This window comes from Mesorhizobium sp. M1227 (assembly GCF_040318315.1).
Lineage (GTDB): Bacteria > Pseudomonadota > Alphaproteobacteria > Rhizobiales > Rhizobiaceae > Mesorhizobium.
In genome coordinates this window covers 73,524-92,010 of the sequence record NZ_JAMYLZ010000021.1, presented here as the reverse complement: position 1 = coordinate 92,010, position 18,487 = coordinate 73,524, and the positions used below count along the sequence as shown (strand labels likewise).

At 60.9% G+C, this 18,487-nt stretch carries 15 protein-coding genes and 6 pseudogenes; 6 read left to right on the top strand and 15 right to left on the bottom strand.

Annotation, left to right across the window (positions count from 1 at the left end; translation table 11 throughout):
- Nucleotides 1-86 precede the first annotated feature (86 nt).
- Together NKH28_RS22335 and NKH28_RS22330 are read right to left on the bottom strand one after the other, a co-directional pair.
- Nucleotides 87-461: a response regulator transcription factor gene (locus NKH28_RS22335; protein ID WP_352980454.1), complete on the bottom strand. Its 375-nt coding sequence runs from the start codon at nucleotides 459-461 to the stop codon at nucleotides 87-89.
- Nucleotides 424-2,379 carry a PAS domain-containing sensor histidine kinase gene (locus NKH28_RS22330; RefSeq protein ID WP_352980453.1) on the bottom strand — a complete coding sequence of 652 codons (1,956 nt, stop codon included), beginning with the start codon at nucleotides 2,377-2,379 and terminating at the stop codon, nucleotides 424-426. Before NKH28_RS22330 ends, NKH28_RS22335 begins: the two co-directional genes overlap by 38 nt.
- A gap of 310 nt (nucleotides 2,380-2,689) precedes the next feature.
- Here NKH28_RS22330 and NKH28_RS22325 point away from each other — a divergent pair, with 310 nt between their 5' ends.
- Complete coding sequence (locus NKH28_RS22325) at nucleotides 2,690-2,878, top strand: hypothetical protein (protein ID WP_352980452.1); 189 nt, start codon at nucleotides 2,690-2,692, stop codon at nucleotides 2,876-2,878.
- A 251-nt stretch (nucleotides 2,879-3,129) separates the two neighbouring features.
- Here NKH28_RS22325 and NKH28_RS22320 read toward each other — a convergent pair whose 3' ends face one another.
- The 12 genes and pseudogenes from NKH28_RS22320 to NKH28_RS22265 form a co-directional block, all read right to left on the bottom strand.
- Entirely contained in the window at nucleotides 3,130-3,936 is an 807-nt protein-coding gene (locus tag NKH28_RS22320; protein WP_352980468.1) for an enoyl-CoA hydratase/isomerase family protein, read from the bottom strand.
- Nucleotides 3,937-4,760: 824 nt separating this feature from the next.
- Nucleotides 4,761-5,528: a molybdopterin-dependent oxidoreductase gene (locus tag NKH28_RS22315; RefSeq protein WP_352980451.1), complete on the bottom strand. Its 768-nt coding sequence runs from the start codon at nucleotides 5,526-5,528 to the stop codon at nucleotides 4,761-4,763.
- Nucleotides 5,525-6,148: a cytochrome b/b6 domain-containing protein gene (locus NKH28_RS22310; protein WP_352980450.1), complete on the bottom strand. Its 624-nt coding sequence runs from the start codon at nucleotides 6,146-6,148 to the stop codon at nucleotides 5,525-5,527. The genes NKH28_RS22315 and NKH28_RS22310 overlap by 4 nt, the downstream gene beginning before the upstream one ends.
- A 97-nt stretch (nucleotides 6,149-6,245) precedes the next feature.
- Complete coding sequence (locus tag NKH28_RS22305; RefSeq protein ID WP_352980449.1) at nucleotides 6,246-6,548, bottom strand: putative quinol monooxygenase; 303 nt, start codon at nucleotides 6,546-6,548, stop codon at nucleotides 6,246-6,248.
- A gap of 45 nt (nucleotides 6,549-6,593) precedes the next feature.
- Nucleotides 6,594-7,298 carry a metal ABC transporter permease gene (locus NKH28_RS22300; protein ID WP_352980448.1) on the bottom strand — a complete coding sequence of 235 codons (705 nt, stop codon included), beginning with the start codon at nucleotides 7,296-7,298 and terminating at the stop codon, nucleotides 6,594-6,596.
- Nucleotides 7,299-7,637: 339 nt separating this feature from the next.
- A pseudogene (gene cueR, locus NKH28_RS22295) lies at nucleotides 7,638-8,103 on the bottom strand (Cu(I)-responsive transcriptional regulator).
- A 45-nt stretch (nucleotides 8,104-8,148) separates the two neighbouring features.
- A pseudogene (locus NKH28_RS22290) lies at nucleotides 8,149-8,390 on the bottom strand (hypothetical protein); the annotation flags it as partial.
- Between the two features lie 358 nt (nucleotides 8,391-8,748).
- A complete protein-coding gene (locus NKH28_RS22285) occupies nucleotides 8,749-9,096 on the bottom strand; it encodes a hypothetical protein (protein WP_352980447.1) in 348 nt (115 codons plus the stop codon).
- 337 nt (nucleotides 9,097-9,433) lie between these two features.
- Complete coding sequence (locus NKH28_RS22280; protein ID WP_352980446.1) at nucleotides 9,434-9,811, bottom strand: hypothetical protein; 378 nt, start codon at nucleotides 9,809-9,811, stop codon at nucleotides 9,434-9,436.
- Nucleotides 9,812-10,234: 423 nt separating this feature from the next.
- A complete protein-coding gene (locus NKH28_RS22275; RefSeq protein ID WP_352980445.1) occupies nucleotides 10,235-13,417 on the bottom strand; it encodes an efflux RND transporter permease subunit in 3,183 nt (1,060 codons plus the stop codon).
- Nucleotides 13,414-14,844, bottom strand: a complete 1,431-nt coding sequence (locus NKH28_RS22270; RefSeq protein ID WP_352980444.1) for an efflux RND transporter periplasmic adaptor subunit — start codon at nucleotides 14,842-14,844, stop codon at nucleotides 13,414-13,416. Before NKH28_RS22270 ends, NKH28_RS22275 begins: the two co-directional genes overlap by 4 nt.
- Nucleotides 14,841-15,248 (bottom strand): FixH family protein, encoded by a 408-nt coding sequence (locus tag NKH28_RS22265; RefSeq protein ID WP_352980443.1) that lies wholly within the window; start codon nucleotides 15,246-15,248, stop codon nucleotides 14,841-14,843. Before NKH28_RS22265 ends, NKH28_RS22270 begins: the two co-directional genes overlap by 4 nt.
- Nucleotides 15,249-15,447: 199 nt before the next feature.
- Between NKH28_RS22265 and NKH28_RS22260 the strand changes: the two genes are divergently transcribed.
- Entirely contained in the window at nucleotides 15,448-15,804 is a 357-nt protein-coding gene (locus NKH28_RS22260; protein ID WP_352980442.1) for a hypothetical protein, read from the top strand.
- A 104-nt stretch (nucleotides 15,805-15,908) separates the two neighbouring features.
- Here the strand turns inward: NKH28_RS22260 and NKH28_RS22255 are convergent.
- A pseudogene (locus NKH28_RS22255) lies at nucleotides 15,909-16,280 on the bottom strand (heavy metal translocating P-type ATPase); the annotation flags it as partial.
- A 329-nt stretch (nucleotides 16,281-16,609) separates the two neighbouring features.
- Between NKH28_RS22255 and NKH28_RS22250 the strand changes: the two are divergent.
- From NKH28_RS22250 to NKH28_RS22235, 4 genes and pseudogenes are all read left to right on the top strand, one after another.
- Nucleotides 16,610-16,783, top strand: a pseudogene (locus NKH28_RS22250) (DUF411 domain-containing protein); the annotation flags it as partial.
- A gap of 42 nt (nucleotides 16,784-16,825) precedes the next feature.
- Nucleotides 16,826-17,265 (top strand): annotated as a pseudogene (locus NKH28_RS22245) (DUF411 domain-containing protein).
- 48 nt (nucleotides 17,266-17,313) lie between these two features.
- A complete protein-coding gene (locus NKH28_RS22240) occupies nucleotides 17,314-17,457 on the top strand; it encodes a hypothetical protein (RefSeq protein WP_352980441.1) in 144 nt (47 codons plus the stop codon).
- 328 nt (nucleotides 17,458-17,785) lie between these two features.
- A pseudogene (locus NKH28_RS22235) lies at nucleotides 17,786-18,487 on the top strand (tyrosine-type recombinase/integrase).

Genomic DNA, 18,487 nt, shown 5'->3' with positions numbered 1-18,487 from the left:
ACCCGGAGGCCGCGTGTGTCGGCTCAAGTGTTTTTTTTTCGCCGGCTTTGGGTGTTCGGCGCAGCGGGGGGCCGTAGTCTAAAAGATCAGTTCATGCGAAGCGCCAGGTTAAGCGCTTCCTGCAGCGCTGCCTCGCTGAACGGCTTGAACAGGCATTCCACCGCACCCTGTTCGATGAGATGTCGTCGAATGGTGGCGTCTCGTCGAGCTGTTATGAAGACGGTGGGGATTGATTGCCCGCGACGCGCCAGTTCCTGCTGCAATTCAAGTCCCGTCATGCCAGGCATGGCGACGTCGAGGATCAGCCCGCTGGTCCTGCCCACGGAATCGGATGCCAGAAACTCTTCCGCCGATGAGAACGCCTCAACGCGAAAGCCCAGCGCCTTGACCAGGTCCGGGAGAGACTCTCGAATGGAATCATCGTCATCGACAACTGAGACGAGCGGAGACGCGCTGGTCATGAAAACCTCCTGCATTATGGGCACTTCCGTCGGGCGCTCGTGAAACACTGATCTCAGGCAAAGGTGCTTCATCACCGGAGTACACGGGTATGGCGAAGGAGAACGTCGCCCCCGGGCCGTCATTGGATAGCGCCCATAAACGGCCGTTATGACACTCGATGATGGACCTGCTGACAGACAGCCCGATTCCCATGCCGTCGTTTTTTGTGGTGTAGAACGGCTCGAACAGCCGCTCCAGGCAATTGGGGCCGAAACCGGTGCCGGCGTCCTGCACCGAAAGGCGCACGCAGTTGTCGTTGTCGAGTTCGGTCCTGATCTGCAGCCGTCTCTGCCGATCCGTTACGGCGCTCATCGCATCGGCGGCATTTCGCACGAGGTTCATGACCACCTGTTGCAGTTGGATACGATCTCCAGCAACGAACGGAAGCCCGCAGGCCAGCTCGGTGCAAAGTACAACACCGTCGCGCTGAAGTTCGCCCGAAGCCAAAGCGATGACCTCGCGCACAGCTTCGTTCAGATCCAGCCGTTCGATCATAGCCGTCCGCTTGCTGAAGAGCGCTCGCAAACGCCCGACCACGTCGGCTGCGCGATTGCCGTCGCGAATAGTACGTCGCGCGGTTTCCGTTGCTATTTCGATGTTCGGCGGGTCTGCGGCCAACATGCGAAGGCAGGTGCTCGCGTTCGTGATGATGCCCGACAACGGCTGATTAACTTCATGCGCGATTGAAGCAGTCAGGACACTAAGGCTCATGATCCGAGTGACTTTTGCAAGTTCGGAACGTACCTTCTCGAGTGCATCTTCCGAAAGGCGGTGTCGCGTGATGTCGAGCACTGCCCCGATGTACTCCGTCTGGACACCACGGTCTTCAATCCTGTGCGCAACCACATGCAAGTGCTTGACTGACTGGTCAGGCAGCACGATCCGAAGTTGGTATTCGAAGTGGCCATCGCCACGTTCGGCCGCTTCCAGCATGTCGGCCATCAATGGGATGTCTTCGGGATGGACTCGACTGGCGATCAGATCGAGCGTCACGACACTGTCAGGCTCGAACTCGAAAATGCGGTAGAGCGGTTCCGACCAAACAATCTCCCCCTTCGCGACGTGCCATGAAAAATTACCCATTCGGGCAAGATGCTGGCCTTCAGCCAGGAACGCTTCACTGCGTCGCAATTTCTCCAAAGCCTGCTTTCGAAATTCGATACCGATGTAAACCCCGTACCATTTGATGACGTTTCCGGTTTCGTCCCGCGACGGGTCAACGCGGAACAGGAACCATCTGTATTGGCCATCGAAACGGCGCATCCGCACTTCACATTCGCCACTGCTTCCCGAGGCGATCGTGGCTTGCCATGCAACCTCGAGCTTAGTGGCATCGTCCGGATGCACCGCGCCCGTCCAGCCCTGATTTCTGGCTTCTTCGGCTGAAAAGCCGACATAGTTGAGATAATACTGGCTAAGGAACTCCGCTTTGCCATCCGGATCTGCTGACCATGCCAGCACTGGGATCGTGTCGATCATGAGCTTGAGATCGCGCTCACTCTCGGTGATGGCTTGCTCGGCAAGTTTGCGGTTATCGATATCGATGTTGACGCCATACCATTTCACAAGGTCCCCTGACTTATCGCGAAGGGGACTGACGCGAACCAGAAACCACCGATATTCTCCATCGAAGCGGCGTAGACGCGCCTCCATTTCACCCGGCTCGCCAGATGCCAAAATCGATTGCCAGCGTTCAACCAGCCGGGGCAGATCATCCGGTTTGACCAGCGCCCGCCACTCCCAGCTACAGATTTTGCCTGGCCGGACGCCTGTGAAATCGGACCAGGCTCCATTGACATAGTCGATGCTGCCGTCAGGCAGTGCAGTCCACACCATAGCCGGTAGGGCATCCAGAACGCGGCCCAGATTGTTCTCCATCGCTAGCCTTTCCGCATGCGCCCGCGCGGCCACAACCCTGCACCAGGCGGAATGCGGATTCTATTATGCCTAGGTGTCGGTCGCGACGAAGGCCACCGACTCTTGTACTCAAGACCACCTAAGGTATCGCCGACACCATCGCACAATGGATTTGCCGTGACTTGGCGCAGTATGACGAATTGCCCTCGCGGCAGTCAGCAACAAATGATGAAGGTCAAAACTAGTGAGAAATATTCTTTTGGCGTGTACAATAGCACTGGCGACACCAAGCGGTTCTGCTCTGGCCGGCGCTCTCGATGAGCCTGACAATATGGCACCGTTCTTCACCGATGCCACTATGACGAAGATGAAGTCGCATGCGGAGATGAAGGCGGCGTGGGACGCCATGGCGCCGGCGACGCAAAAAGCCATGATGCTGGAGTGTCAGGATGCCGCCATGAGCAAGCCTCACGCGGAATTCTGCGCTGACCTGATGCCCCTCGGCGGCGCCAACAAGTGAGTTTTAGGCCCGCTGCCTGACGATTGCAAAAGCCTGTTCGCTCAGCGGACGGCGGCTGGTGGCCGCCGTCCCGTTGCCGCCATAGGCACATGGCCAAAGTGGATCGGTGAAGCAAACGAGCTTGCCGAGAGCTTTGAAAGGCCAGCCGTGGAGACGTGTTCCGAGTCAGGGACGGCCAACGCCGCCGCCCAAGCCCGTTTGGAATCGCGTGCTTCTGTTTCACGCACTATCGGCGGACGGCTCCCCGGGACTTATTGTCCAAACTGTCCCGCGTAGAAGCCGAGACGATCTTCCACGTCGCCGACCTTCTGAAAACCCTGCGCTAAGAGAGCCTTGATCTTCGCCTGCGCGGCGGGCCGCATGATTGAGGTCATGCAAGCTTCCCATCCCGCGCTGAGTTCGACATCAGACGGCAGATCGGCAGCGTTCACAAGACGCTTGGTATTAGAGATCGCCCACTTGTCGAACGAGGCGATGCGACCCGCGAGTGCATCGACAAAACCGTTGAGCTCGGCGTCCGGCAACGCCCGGTTCACATAGCCATAGAACTCCGCAAGGTCGCCTCTGATGTCGTCGGAGCCCAACAGCACCTCAAGCGCGCGACCCCTCCCGATGAGCCGCGGTAGCCGAGCCATGGGTCCGCCTCCAGCCACCAAGCCCACGCCCACTTCCCACTGCGATAGAATGGCCTTTTCCCGGCTCGCGAAACTCATGTCGCAGGCAAGTGCGATCTCACTCCCGTTTCCGGTCGCCCGCCCGCGGATCAAGGCGATAGACACGAAGGGGGCTCTGGTCAGGCGCGCCAGAATATCCGGCCACGCCTCCAGGCCGGTAGGGCCTTGCGGTATGCCGGTGAGATCCTCGAGCTTGCCGAGAAAATCGGAGTGATTCAGGAAGAAGCCGTCGACAGCGCTTTCAAAGACCACGACCTTGACTTGCTCGTCTGCCTCGAGCGCCGCCATGATTTCGCGGAGCGCCAGAACAATTTCCGCACCCATGAGATTGAGCGGCGGGTTATCAAATATCACACGGCAATATGCAGGAGACTTTCGCGTCATCCTTACCTGGGAGATTTTTGCAGTTGAATCCACGAGGGCCTCCTGTGTGTGGATACGATCGGAGTATTGAGGGTATCGCGCGACCACCCCAATGCTGCCATTGGACCATGGTATCGCCTGAACCTTGGTCTTGATTGGCGCGGTGCCGATCATGCTGAAAACAGCCGTTCCGGCTTGGCTTAGCCGACGCCAGCCATGATTACTTGGAAGCTGCAGAACATGGCCCCAGGTTCGGCTGCGAGCGCTGGTCAGGCTCGGCCGGGACGCCGCGTTGTGACCTCCTGGACGATGCACCCATTGCCGTCGGGATCACTGAAGGCGAAGGAAGGCCCGTAAGCTCGTGCGTTTGGGGGCCGGACCCGGGGTCCGCGCCTCCGCAGGGACGGAGCGCCATGCCACATGTCGCTCGCTCGAATGCCACGGCGGATGAGATCGGCATGGGCCGCGACAAATGTCGGAGTTAGACCGCTCGACATTGGCCCCAGGGATGATGTCGACCTCAAGGCGCGTATCGACCATGTATGTCTCCTCTGACGCTTCTTGCAGCGTCGCTGCAGCGCCTGAAAAGTGGATGTCTCTTGGTGCTTGCGCCTGTTTCAAAAGCCAGAAATAGGCAGTCCTTGGTTCTGATGCGCCATTGCACCTATTATCTCCGATACCTATTGGTTTTGGCCCGGGTTCATCGCTCGACCGCGTTTTCAGAAACGGCATGTGTTGAGGAAGCAGCCCACAAGAGAGATCGTTGACAGATCGTGCCAACGACCTGCGCCTCGAGGCGGCGAAATCGACTCAATCTGCTTCACGTGCCGTCGCCCGGCGATCGACTAAGACCCCGAGAACCAGTTGTAGCCTTGGTCCTCCCAGTAGCCACCTGGATTGGTGTTGGTGACGGAAATGGTTCTGATGTTCTTGGCGCTTTTGAAGCCGAGTTTGGTCGGTATCCGCAACCGCACCGGAGCGCCCCATTCCGGAGCAAGCGGCTTGTCCAGGAAATCGAGCGTCAGGATGGTTTGCGGATGCAGCGCGCTCGGCATGTCGATGCTTGTCGAATAGCCGTCGAAGCATTTGAAGGCGACATAGCCGGCCCTGAGGTCCGCGCCGATACGTCTTAGAAAGGCATGAAGCGGCACGCCGCTCCACTGACCGATCTGGCTCCAGCCCTCGATGCAGATATGCCGCGTCACCTGCGGCTCCTGCGGCAGCGCGCGCAGCTTGTCGATCGTCCAGGGCGCCTTATCGTCGATGAGACCGAACACTTCGAGCTGCCAATCCGGGGGCGTTTCCCGGACTTGCCATTCCTCGTAGAACGCGTTGAAGCGGAACGGCTTGGTCACCGCGCTCACCGGATAGGTGTGGGCAAGATGCGTGCGGGAGAACAGGCCCGCCTGCACCCGGTCGTTGAAACGCATCATCGCCCAAAGGGCCGCGTCCACTCCCGAATGGGTCGACAGGTCGCAACCAGTGAGCAGCGCCAGACCGCCAAGCGAGAGACCTCGTGTAACCAGGCCGCGGCGGCTGATCCGGATCAACTCGGGCCGGATCTCTTCCATCGTGACAGCAGGCTTCCGGCGCGGCTCGCGGGTACGGCTCATGGCGCGCGCTCCTCAGGCTCGGCCGGGGTGTCCACAACCATGGCGACAAGGGTGCTGGGGAAGATCACCACCAGGGTAAGATGGACGATGAGGAACAGCACGATGCCGATCATGGCGGCTAGGTGCATGCCGCGGGCGACGGGATAGCCTCCAAACAGATCGGTGAGCCAGCCGAGCTGTACCGGCTTCCAGATCGCGAAGCCGGTCACGACCTGGCAACAGATCAGTACGATGACACCGGCGTAGAGCAACCGTTGCACTGCATTGTAGTGACCCAGGCTGTGGCCAAGTCGGCCGGTCAAAGCAGCGACCATCGTTCCGATCACCGCACGCGGGCTGGGCGGGAAGAGGTCACGACGGAAGTGGCCGCTGGCGAAGCCATAAACCAGATAGGCAATCCCGTCGGCGAACAGCACCCACATGATGCTGATATGCCAGGCGATGCCGCCGGCCAGCCATCCGCCCAGGATCATCCACCGCGGAAAGGTGAACGGCAGGCTTGGCGACGCGTTGTAGATCGCCCAGCCGCTGAGCACCATACAGATGACCGCCGATGCCCCGATCCAGTGCATGATCCGGATCGGAAGCGGATGCGCGGGGCGCCTGGGCGTCTTTGTCATCGACACACGAGCCTCGTGATACTGAGTGGCCACGTGATCAATGGCCAGATTGGGCTAACCGCCGTTGCTTCGTCATGCCCTCTGAGCCCCACCGGACCTAGACGAGCGTCGGGTCGAGCGACGCGTCGTAGATCGTCCGCTCGGGCGGCGTCACCAGGGACTCTGGCAACATCGCCATGACCCTGTGCACCTCGGGAAGTGACTCCTGTCGTTCAAGAGCGGCACCGTCTTCATAAACTGCCGTCGCGATGAACCGATTGGGGTCGCGCAGGACCCGTGCGATGTCGAAGTTGATCACCCCTTGGGTGGCTCGTGCCGGAGTGATGATCTCGGCCAGCGCAGCCACCAGCTGGTCGCTCTTGTCGGGTTTTGAATGAATCTTGAAACGAAGAATGACCATGGTGTCTCCAATGGTTTGAGCGATGAAAGGTTAGGAAATCGCTGGTTAGAACGGCGGTGTGAGACCATGGCTGCCGACCGCCACCAGGCCGGCGGTGGTCTTCCCATCGGCCTGGTCGGCGTTCACGAAGACGGCTGCGCCAGGCGTGACGATGGACGCGTCGCCCGGCACGAAGGCCACGATCGGGGCCGTCGGGGGAATGAGGATGTTCTGCTCGCCGCCATTGTAGGTCACCGTCAACAGCTTCACGTTGCCGTTAGCCGTCGTGGTCGCGACGCTGCCGTTGGTCGTTGAGCTGTTGACTTGCGGAGCGCTCTCAGGCGTTGCGATGGTCTTGACGTTGGCGTTGGTCATGCTGCTGGCGGTGCGGGCGCCGCCGGCCAATGTCGTGTCGGGAAGGACGTCGTAGTCGGCATGTCCTTCGCTGGCGCCCTTCAACGCAGGCGGAAAAACGATGACTGACAGCGCAATCAGCTTGTTGCCGACACTCTTGCTGGCCACACCGACATAACCGCCGGTCTCCACGTGACTGAGATCTGAGGGGACGACCGAGACAAAAGCCGTTTTGGCCTGGAGCGACGCGGAGACGTCACCGCTCGCCGTGTGCACGGTCAGCGCGCTGGGCGATACCGAGACGACAGTGCCGCGAATGCGCAGCGCTGCCGCCCCCGCCGCCGTGGCGAGTGCAAGGCTAGCCGTGGCCGCGAGAGCCAGTCCGAGGAACCGGTTCATGATGTGATGTGGCTTCATAGTGGTGATGCATCCTCGTCCATGTGGGCAAACCCGCCTGCCGAGGCATCGCACCAGAATCATCTCTGACGATCTATTGCACCATGGTGTCGGAGATACTTTTCCTCGCGTAGCTCGGCGGGACGATGCCGCGCGCCGTGAGGTGATGTCTCTTCAAGGTGTGATGCCTCCCATGTCGTGGCCTGCGTGGCCGCCCATATCCATGCCGGGCATGTTGTCCATCTTCATCTGGGCGATGGCGCGCTGACTCACAAGAAGCGTCGTAAGACCTGCCGCCAGAAACCGCGTCGATGCATCTGTCGTCTCCTACGTTACATACTGGGGCGCGTCTTCACGCAGTCAGAAAGCTTGCCGGTGTCTAGCGCTGTCACCGACGAGCCTCTGACGTTTGAGCGGCCTAGCTGAACCAGCTTCGTGGCCACTGGAAAGCTGTTCGATAATCGGGCAATGGGGGCGAGCATCGCCCTGGCAATTTTCCGCCAGATGACGCAGCGTTTTTGACATGTCGCAGAGTTCTCGCATTTTCCGCTCGAGTTCCGCGACATGTTCCATGGCGATCCGCTTGACATCGGCGCTCGCCGGCGAGCGATCACTCCACAGCGCAAGCAAATCGGTCATCTGATCGACCGAAAAGCCGAGATCGCGCGCCCTGCGGACGAAGCGCAGCGTGTGGACATCATCGTCCGAGTAAAACGCGGTAGCCGGCGCCGGTCCTGGCAACGTTCGAGATAAGCCCGATCGACTCGTAGTAGCGGATCATCTTGGCCGAGACGCCTGACTCCGCGGCAGCTTCACCCATGTTCATGATTGCATTCCTGGTTGGGGTGAAACGGATCGGGCATCAAATCGATCATACGACCTGCGTCGCGAAATGGCTGGCTTGTACCCTTTCGTCAATCGGTGCCCGGAAGCGCCTGAGGCGCAAAGCATTGGTGAGAACGAAGACGCTGGACAGCGCCATTGCCCCTGCTGCCAACATCGGCGACAGGAGCATGCCATCAAGAGCACGCCAGCGGCGACAGGTATGAGCGCGATGTTGTAAGCAAACGCCCAGAACAGGTTCTGACCAATATTGCGGAGCGTCGCCTTGGTCTTCGATCGTAAGGCTCGCGCCTAGGTTCTATTGCTGGCATCAGGTTGTGGATCATTTCTGCTCCTGTTTCCGTGCTGCCTCGACGGCATCGTTGGAACGGTCGCTTTCGATCTCATGAGGTTCCTCGGGGTTTCGCCTTCGAAGTTTCTCGATTAGCGGCCCGATTTTTTCTCGATAGATTTCGGGCGTGACGGCCCCGACCTGTCTGAAGGCGATCCGGCCTTCGGCCTCGTCGGCGGATGATGTGCACAGTTCCGGCGAGGATCTTTCTCCGGTGGCCGCGAGGCGATCGATTCCAAGCGGCGGGCGAGCCGCCGCTTGGAAGTCGGATGTCGACCGTGCTGGGCGACCTTGTTGTCAGCGCCCCCATATCCCCCGTCCATAACCGGGTGCGGGTTTATCGAAGCCCGAATTTCCCCCTGCGGTCGGTGCGCTGTCGACAGTGCTGATACTCGCTGTGCCGCTCAGCCCGACCGGGTAGGAGTGGTCGGACGCGGCAGAAGGCTTGACCGTCGAATAGTCGTGACCGGAGCCATAGTTGTGGTCGGTGCCATAATGGTCGCTGCCGGCAAAAGCCATGCCGGAGACAAACAAGAACGCGGCAGTGGTAAGAACGATCTTCTGCATTTCAATTTTCCATCTTTGAGGGTTAGCATTAGGCCTCAACGCCGTGCTCCGCACCGCGTTGATGAAGCCGTCTTTCATGCTCTTTAGGCGAAACCGACCAACCGGTATCCTTCTGGATTTGCGGCGGCAGGTTGTTCAGCGCACGGTCGTCTTGGTGTGTTCGTGCGCTGTTCTGAGGGCTGCTTCATAGCAGCCGATATCCTCGAGAACGTTGGCCCTCCGTCGCTTCGCTGGCGAAGGACGGAAGATTGCTCGCATCAAGGCGAGTTCTTTGAGAACTGGTGAACATCCCATCCTCTGGGTCTGGCCTTCCGCACGGAACATGGGGCGGATGACGTCCAGAAGGGCGCCGAGACGCAAAGCGCATCGGCCGGACAAGGGACAGAATCAGCCGCGACGTGCAGCCAGACCTGCCCTAAGCGAGGATGTAAGGTTTGGGGGGAAAGGGTTCGGGTGAAACACTGAAGCCGCTGATGTGCTCAGCAAAATACATAGGGGAAATGTTACATGGCAGCCGCACAGTAGGTCCGACCGTGGCAATCATGCCCTGCACGCAGGTTCCCATGGACGAACATGCAGATGTCATCATCATCGCCATGTCTCCGCAGCCGCAGTCATTACGACCGTTTAGCGTTATTTGATGTACGGAGGTTACAGTGACCGGCTTAGGCATTTGGCCCGCCTGCGCTGAAAGCACAGGCATTCCTGCCCCCAGAACGAGGAGCAGCAGACCAATAACAAGGCGACGAGCGTAGTTCATCGTTCTCTCAGAATAGGTGATTTGAATCCGCATGCAATCTCCCTCCGAAGTGACCGAACGCCACACCAAGGAACGACACGAGCAGAATCGGTTGCGGGTTCAACGCAGGGGGTGTTCGCAACCGGGCGAGCTTCCGTGAAGATCCTGCCCGGCGCGGCCGAGGAGGGATCGCATCGGGACGTGGATGAGCTGGCAAATCTAGTTCGCGCGCTCGAATGAGCTCTTCACAATGAGCCCGGTCGGCACCAATTTGAGCCTCAAATATGGGACCTGCTACCGCCCATGTCGGGTCCACAGATGGGCATCCCGGCAAGCGTGATAGCCTCAACGAAAGAAGACGTATTTGATGAGGGCCGCAATGATCAGCAGCACGACGACGACCAAGAGCAAGCCTGCAGCGCCCATGCCCCACATCATCCCGCTTCGCATCGTCTCGTTCATCATTGCGGCCTTCCATCATTCAGCAGCGAGGTCAAACGTTGCAGGTTCCCTGAGCGCAACCTCTTCGGTCGTCGTCGATGTAATGCCCTTCGGCAATCGCCATCCCTTGACCAACCCGTAGATCGCGGGGATCACCACCAGGGTCAGGATCGTAGATGAGGTCATACCACCGATCATCGGTACGGCGATGCGCTGCATCACTTCCGAGCCGGCGCCAGTGCTCCAGAGGATCGGGATCAGACCAGCCATGATGGCAACGACAGTCATCATCTTCGGCCGGACACGCTCCACTGCGCCAAGCATGATCGCCTCATAGAGATCTGCCCGACTGAACGACCGATTGTGTGAGGCCCGCTCTGCCTTCACTTCGGCCATGGCCTGCTCCAGATAGATTAGCATGACGACACCAGTCTCTGCGGCGACGCCGGCGAGCGCGATGAAGCCGACGGCGACCGCGATCGACATGTTGAAGCCGAGCCACCACATCAGCCAGACGCCGCCGACCAGCGCGAACGGCAGCGACAACATGACGATCAGCGTCTCGGTGAGCGCCCGGAAGTTGAGATAGAGCAGCAGGAAGATGATCAGCAGCGTGACGGGCACGACGATCTTCATCCGCGCCTCGGCCCGCTGCAGGGATTCATACTGACCGCTCCAGCCGACCGAATAGCCCGGCGGCAGCTTCACCGAGGCTGTGACTGCTTTCTGGGCGTCCGCGACATAGCCGCCGAGGTCGCGGCCATCGATGTCGACATAGATATAGGTCGCAAGTTGGCCGTTCTCGGTGCGGATCGTGGTCGCCCCGCGCGTGAGTTCGACATTCGCGACCGCGCCGAGCGGAACGGCGCCGCCGCCAGGCAGCGGCACCTGCACGTCGGTCGCGATCGCCTGCGGGTTCGAACGCAGGTCGCGCGGATAGCGGATGTTGACGCCATAGCGTTCGCGGCCCTCGACTGTCGTCGTGATAGTCTCGCCGCCGAGTGCTGTTGCAATAACGTCTTGCACATCGCCGATGGTGAGGCCATAGCGGCCGAGCGCCTCGCGATCGGGGACGATATCGAGGTAATAGCCGCCAATGACGCGCTCGGCATACGCGCTCGACGTACCGGGCACGGTCTTGAGCACGGCTTCCACCTGGCGAGCGATCTTTTCCATCCCGGTCAGGTCGTTTCCATAGACTTTGACGCCAACCGGCGTGCGGATGCCGGTCGCGAGCATGTCGATGCGGCCACGAATCGGCATGGTCCATGCATTGGAGACGCCGGGGAATTGCAGCGCCTTGTCCATCTCGGCCTTCAAGCTGTCGATGGTTACGCCCGGCCGCCATTGCTCCTTGGGTTTCAGGTTGATGATCGTCTCGAACATTTCCGAGGGTGCCGGATCGGTCGCCGTCGCTGCGCGTCCGGCCTTGCCGTAGACCGAGTCGACTTCCGGGAAGGATTTGATGATCCGGTCCTGCATCTGCAAAAGCTCCGTCGCCCTGGTCACGGAGATCCCCGGCAGTGTCGTCGGCATATAGAGCAGCGCGCCTTCATTGATGTTCGGCATGAACTCGGAACCGAGTTGGCGCGCCGGCCAGATGCTGACGGCAAGCGCGGCAAGCGCGAGGACGATGGTGAAGGTCTTGGCCTTCAGCACGCCCCGAATGAGGGGGCGATAGATAAAGATCAGGAACCTGTTGATCGGGTTCTTGTGCTCCGGAATGATCCGGCCGCGCACAAAGATCACCATTAAGGCCGGCACCAGCGTGATCGACAGGATCGCCGCGGCCGCCATCGAGAAGGTCTTGGTGAAGGCCAGCGGACCGAAGAGCCGTCCTTCCTGCGATTCCAGCGTAAAGATCGGCAGGAACGAGACGGTGATGATCAAGAGGCTGAAGAACAGCGCCGGGCCGACCTCGCTTGCCGCGTCGATCAGGATCTGCACGCGCGGCTTATCGGGCGGCGCGCGCTCAAGGTGCTTATGGGCGTTTTCGATCATGACGATGGCGGCGTCGATCATGGCACCAACTGCGATGGCGATGCCGCCGAGACTCATGATGTTGGCGCCGAGCCCGATCAGCTTCATCCCGATGAAGGCAATGAGGATGCCGACTGGCAGCATCAGGATGGCGACGAGCGCGCTTCTCAGATGCAGCAGAAAGATCACGCAGACGAGCGCCACGATGATGCTTTCCTCGGTCAGCGTTTGTTTCAGCGTGTCGATCGCCGCTTCGATCAGATGCGAGCGGTCATAGACCGGCACGATCTCGGTGCCCTTCGGCAGGCTGCCGGCGATATCGGCCAAGCGCTGCTTAACGTTGTCGATCACGTCCAAGGCATTGGCGCCGAAGCGCTGCAACACGATGCCGCTCGCCACCTCGCCCTCGCCGTTAAGCTCCGTGACGCCGCGCCGCTCGTCCGGCCCGATCTCGACGCGGGCCACGTCCTCGATGCGCAGCGGCACGCCTTGAGCGGTCTTCAGGACGATGTTGTCGATATCGGCCAGCGATTTGATGTAGCCTCGACCACGCACGACATATTCGAATTCGGAGAGTTCGACCGTGCGTCCACCGATATCCTGGTTGCTGTTGCGCACGGCATCGCGCACCGCCGCTAGCGAAATGCCCTGGGCGCGCAGCCGCTGCGGGTCAACGACAATGTTGTATTGCTTGACGAAGCCGCCAACGCTCGCGACTTCGGCCACGCCCTCCGCCTTCGAGGCGGCGAAGCGGATATTCCAGTCCTGCAACGAGCGCAGCTCGGCAAGCGTCATGTCCTTGGCGACGACGGCGTATTGATAGACCCAGCCGACGCCGGTTGCATCCGGCCCAAGGCCCGGCGTGACGCCGGCCGGCATGCGCTTTGCGGCGGTGTTGAGATATTCGAGCACGCGGCTCCTCGCCCAATACGGATCGGTGCCGTCCTCGAAGATCACATAGACGAAGGAGACACCGAAGAAGGAGAAGCCGCGCACCACCTTCGATTTCGGGACCGTCAGCATCGCCGTCGTCAAGGGATAGGTGACCTGGTCCTCGATCACCTGCGGCGCCTGGCCCGGATATTCGGTATAGACGAGGACCTGGATATCGGAGAGGTCGGGAAGCGCGTCGAGCGGCAATGTCTTGACGGCGTAGACGCCGGCGGCGACGGCGAAGACCGTGCCGACGAGGATCAGAACAAGATTGCGGGCGGACCACGCGATGAGACGGGCGATCATGGTGTGCCCTCCGTTGTTGCCATGCCGGTCAGGGCGGCCTCTAGGTTGCTCTCGGCATCGATGAGGAAATTTGCTGCGACCACGACGCGATCTCCGGACGCGATTCCCTTCCGGATCTCGGTGAAGCCGCCGCCCTGGGCGCCGATCGTGACCTCACGCGGCTCGAAACGGCCTTCGCCCCTGTCGAGGATCACCACCTGGCGGGTGCCGGTGTCGATCACGGCGCTGTCTGGAACCGCGACGACCGGACGGCTGCCGCTCGCGGCGATCTCCACGTCGGTGTACATGTCGGGCCGCAGGCTCCCGTCTGGATTGGGGAGTTCGATGCGCACTTTCGTGCTACGCGTCTGGCTGTCCACTTGCGGATAGATTTGCGCCACGCGACCCTGGAAGGTCTGCCCCGGTAAGCTGCGGACGCTAATCGTCGCGGACTGGCCGACACGCACATTGGCCAGATCATATTCTGGCACGTCGGCGAGCACCCATACGGTCGACAGATCGGCGATGCGGAAGAGGACGTCGCCGGCGGACATCTTCATGCCTTCGGTCGCATTGCGTTCCAGCACCACGCCGTCGCGCGGCGACGACCAACCAAACGCCAGTGGAACCTGGCGGGTCCGCTGGATCTCGGCGATCACCTCCGCGGGCACGTTGACGTTCTGAAGACGGCGGCGGAAACCTTCCGAGCCGGGGTTGATCACGAGCTGGGCGGCCGCCGCGGCGAGCTCCGGCGAATAGAGCTGCAGCAGAGGCTGGCCTTTGCGCACCCGGTCTCCGGTGGTGACGTTCTCCACCTTGGCGATGAACGAATCGCTCGGAACCGACACGACCGAGACGCGACGCTCGTCGAGTTGCACCGTTCCCGGCACGCGCACTTGCCGGACGATCACGCGATCGGAAACAGCCTCCGACCGGACGCCGGTCCGCTGCAGTTTGCCTGGCGCGACTTTGACGGTCGAACCGTCGTCGTCCTCGCCGGCATAGACGGGGAGGTAATCCATCCCCATCGAATCCTTCTTCGGCGCCGGCGAGGTGTCCGGAAGGCCCATCGGATTGCGGTAGTACACGATCTTCTTGGGTTCGCCGTTCACGGGGGCAGCGGCAGCTGTCGCAACGGTGGCTGGCGGCTTGCCCTCGAAGCTCAGGTCCTCCCCCGCCCGAACCGGCAGGAAATCCCGCCCATCGGCTGTCTTCTTCGGAGTTGCCGAATAGGCCGGGGGGCCGTCCGGGTCTCGGTAGTAGATCACGGGTCCGGTGGGCCCAGGGCTGGCGCTCGCCGGGGCCGTCGCAGTGCCTTCGAGCCAGGCGACAGTTTGCAACCATGAAGTGGCGGGCAGCGCGAGATTGCGATGCCCCGCCCAATAGCCTCCAGCCCCCGCCGCCAAAATGGCGGCGAGGGTGAGGCCAGTACGGCCTGCGCGTTTCATGGCGTGGCCTTGAATTCGAGCTTGTTTTCGAGAGAGCCGGTTTCGCCCTGCACCTTGGCGCCGAGCGACAGTCGCCAACCACCTGGCGCCATCAGATTGGCCTTGAAGCGATAGATGCCGGGCTCTTTCGACGGCAACGGCTCGATTGGGGCCGTCATCATCTCCATACCGTCCGGCGCCATGTCGACGCGCTGGGCAAAGATCACCGCGTCTGGCACCACCTTGCCGGAGCGCTTGTCGATGAGGCGGACCGCGACAACAGCGGCGTCGCCTTTCTTGATCGCGTTTTGAACGAGTTGAAACTCGTAATCGTCGATCCCAGCCCAGGCCTTCGAATTGGCCCCGACCAGAGCAAGACCGATCAGCGCCGCGGCTGCGACGTGTTTCACATTGCAAAAGTTCATTGTCAGATTTCCAAAAGTTCATCATTCGACCGCGCGGAATGCACGGCAGGCTAAGTGGCCAGGCGCATGCCAAAGCCACGGGCTTTCGCTGCAAGGCCGTCAGCCATGCGGCGACAAACAGCGGCTCCGATGGAGCCGTTGATGAACTCAGGTTCGTGGAGGTCTGGGAGGTGGCGGACTGGGCAGGACATCCCGTCCAATGTCGTTGCCAGGCGCGATCACGTCAGCACCAGATAAGTGGGTCAGCGTGATTGCCGCGGTCATCGACGCACTCGGAAAGCACTTGGCGACACATAAGGTCGCGAGCGGACAGGACTTCTGGCAATCAGGTAATGGCTGTTTCTGGTCCGAAGGGCACGGCATGCCGTCCGACATCGACGCCATATCCGCGATTGTCGTCGCCGGATCGACAACCATCATCATCGCAGCGGATGGCGTCACCATCGGCGCGGTCAGAAGGCTCAAGACGGCCAGAATCGAAAGCAGGCGGGGGAATACGGTCCAGAATTTCACACCGGCTACATGGCATTTGGTGCAGTGCAAGAAAAGCCCCTAAGCGCTCACATTTCCGTCAGGCGATGCGGCCAATCGCGCAAGACCTGCGCTGCTGTCTCCGGCAACAATCGAGCATCCTGATTCAGAGGGCCCGGCCTTACACCCACCCTTCCAACGCAGAAGCCGCATGGCGTTGGCCGTCACCAGCACAGTCGGCCCGGTATCGGCCAGGATGGCGCTCGGCAGGCCGGTGATGCCTGCTATGGTCGTCACCAGGAACACCGCTTTCAGCCCTAGCGTCATCGTGATGTTCTGCTTGATATTAGCCATGGTCGCTTGAGACAGCTTTATCATCGCAGCGACGTCTCCGACCCAGCCATGCAGGACCGCGGCGTCGGCGATTTCCAGGGCAACATCGGTGCCGCCGCTCATGGCAATGCCGATGTCAGCGGCGGCGTGCGCCGGCGCGCCGTTGATGCTGTCGCCCACCTTGGCGACCGTCAGCCCCTGCCCTTTCAACTCGCCGACAATGCGCTGCGATGAAGATGCAGCCGGCGTATCCATGGCCGATATATTCATGCAACTACAATGCTTGTCGAGAACTGATGGGAGATCGTCGGATCGCGCCTGAGGGTGGTACCGCCTGTTGCGCAACCACCCGCTTGCCGACCTCGTTCCTGCACGGCGAAGTTCGCTGCCCGACCCATACCCTCCCAGATCCAGCAATCTGATCTGACGCCAAAGTCCCTGTCCCAGGCAGGCGGCTTTCGCGTCTAATCGTCTTTGCACGCATTCCGCGTGCCGGGACAAATTCGCAGATCGCAATGACGAGAACCGATGCCGCTGCGCTCCATCGGCCTCGCGTCGTACCGGTCGATCTGATCAAGAAGATGCTTTCCGAACATCCTCCCATCACCGGTATCGCCTTGGCTGGCATGCCGATGGGTTCGCCGGGAATGGGCGGAGAGAAGACCGAGACCTGGACGATTTATGCCTTCACCAAGGATGGCAAGGCGCCGACCGTCTACGCGACCGAGTGACGGCCGACATGATCTCTCATTTTTCATTCAAGGAGAACTGCAATGAAACTGACCTACTCCCTCGCCGCCTTCGCGGTCGCGATCGCTATACCGTTACCTGCTGTTGCGGCGACCATTAGCGCGGTGATGTACAAGAACCCGCAATGCAGCTGCTGCGAATCCTATGCCAGGTATCTGGAGCACAACGGTTTCAAGGTCGACATCAAGCCCGTCAACAATTTGTCCCAGATCAGCAGCGATGCGGGCGTGCCGGCTGACCTAGAAGGCTGCCACACGCTGATGGTCGACGGCTATGTGTCGACGGCCTGGTGCCGGTCGATATCGTCAAAAAGCTTTTGACGGAACGGCCCGCGATCACCGGCATCACGCTGGCCGGCATGCCGACCGGCGCTCCCGGCATGGGTGGCGAGAAGTCTGGTCCTTTCATCGTCTACGCCTTCACCAAGGACGGTAAGGCGCCGACCGTCTACGCAACGGACTGAAGGCAACCGCGATGTCTGCCGATATCGACTCTTCGCAACTGGCGTTGCATGCGGATCGGGCCATCGTTCCTCAAGATCGGCAAAGCAATCCTCTATCCGAGCGGCGAGTTGGATCGCTGGGACAAATCGATCCTTGTCGTCTGCAGACCCACACGCGAAATGCCGCGGGAAAAGGCGGCACCGCCAGAGTAGCAGAGAGGCAGTTCAGTCGTTCCGAGGTCGCTGGCTAGATAGATAAGCGTTCGGAATCCGTAGTTGATCGGGACGTCAGAGTACTGAGCAAATGCGATCATGCCCAAGCGCGCACGATCACAGGTGGTCACTCGATACATGCCCCAGTTAACGGCACCACCTCTCCAGAGGCGCATTGCAAGTCTTTGATAGATAACATGAATCATGTCGTGTTGTCTGATCCACAATAATCCCGTTCGATACGTTTGCAGCCTTCATCGGGCGCTCGCCTGATACCACGACGGCTGAGGATCTGCGGCGTTTCCAACTGCACCAGACGCAGGCTGGCATGCGGCCGCCGGGGATCAACAGCTCGGTCTCGGCGCTGCGCTTCTTCTTCACCGTGACGCTCGACCGGCCGATCTTTCCCGTCGTCTGACGATCATCCACCAGCCGCGCAAGCTGCCGCTGGTACTGAGCGTCGAGGAGGTGGCGCGGCTGCTCGAAGCCGCACCTGGGCCCAAGTACAAGGCCGCCCTCGGCACGGCCTATGGCGCCGGCTTGCGGGTCTCGGAGATCGTGGCGCTCAAGGTGGCCGACATCGATTCGACGCGCATGCCGATCCGCGTCGAACAAGGCAAGGGCCGCAAGGACCGCCACGCCATGCTGTCGCTGCAACTGCTCGGCCTTCTGCGCCTGGTAGCGTGAGGGCAAACGCCGCGGCGTGATGTTGCCGCGGGGCTGGCTGGTTCCGGGCCGCAACCCGATCACGCCGCTCTCCACGCGGCAGATGAACCGCGCCGTTCATGCCGCAGCCGAGGCCGCCGAGATCAAGAAGCGGGTGACGCCGCACACGCTGAGACATTCCTTTGCCACCCATCTGCTGGAGCAGGACGTCGACATCCGCGTCATCCAGGTCCTGATCGGACATGCCCGGCTCAATACCACCGCGCTCTATGCCCACGTGGCCACGAAGACGATCCACACCGTGATAAGCCCGCTCGACCGGATCAGGCTGCAGGCAGACGAGGAGACGAGACCGGACAGCTGA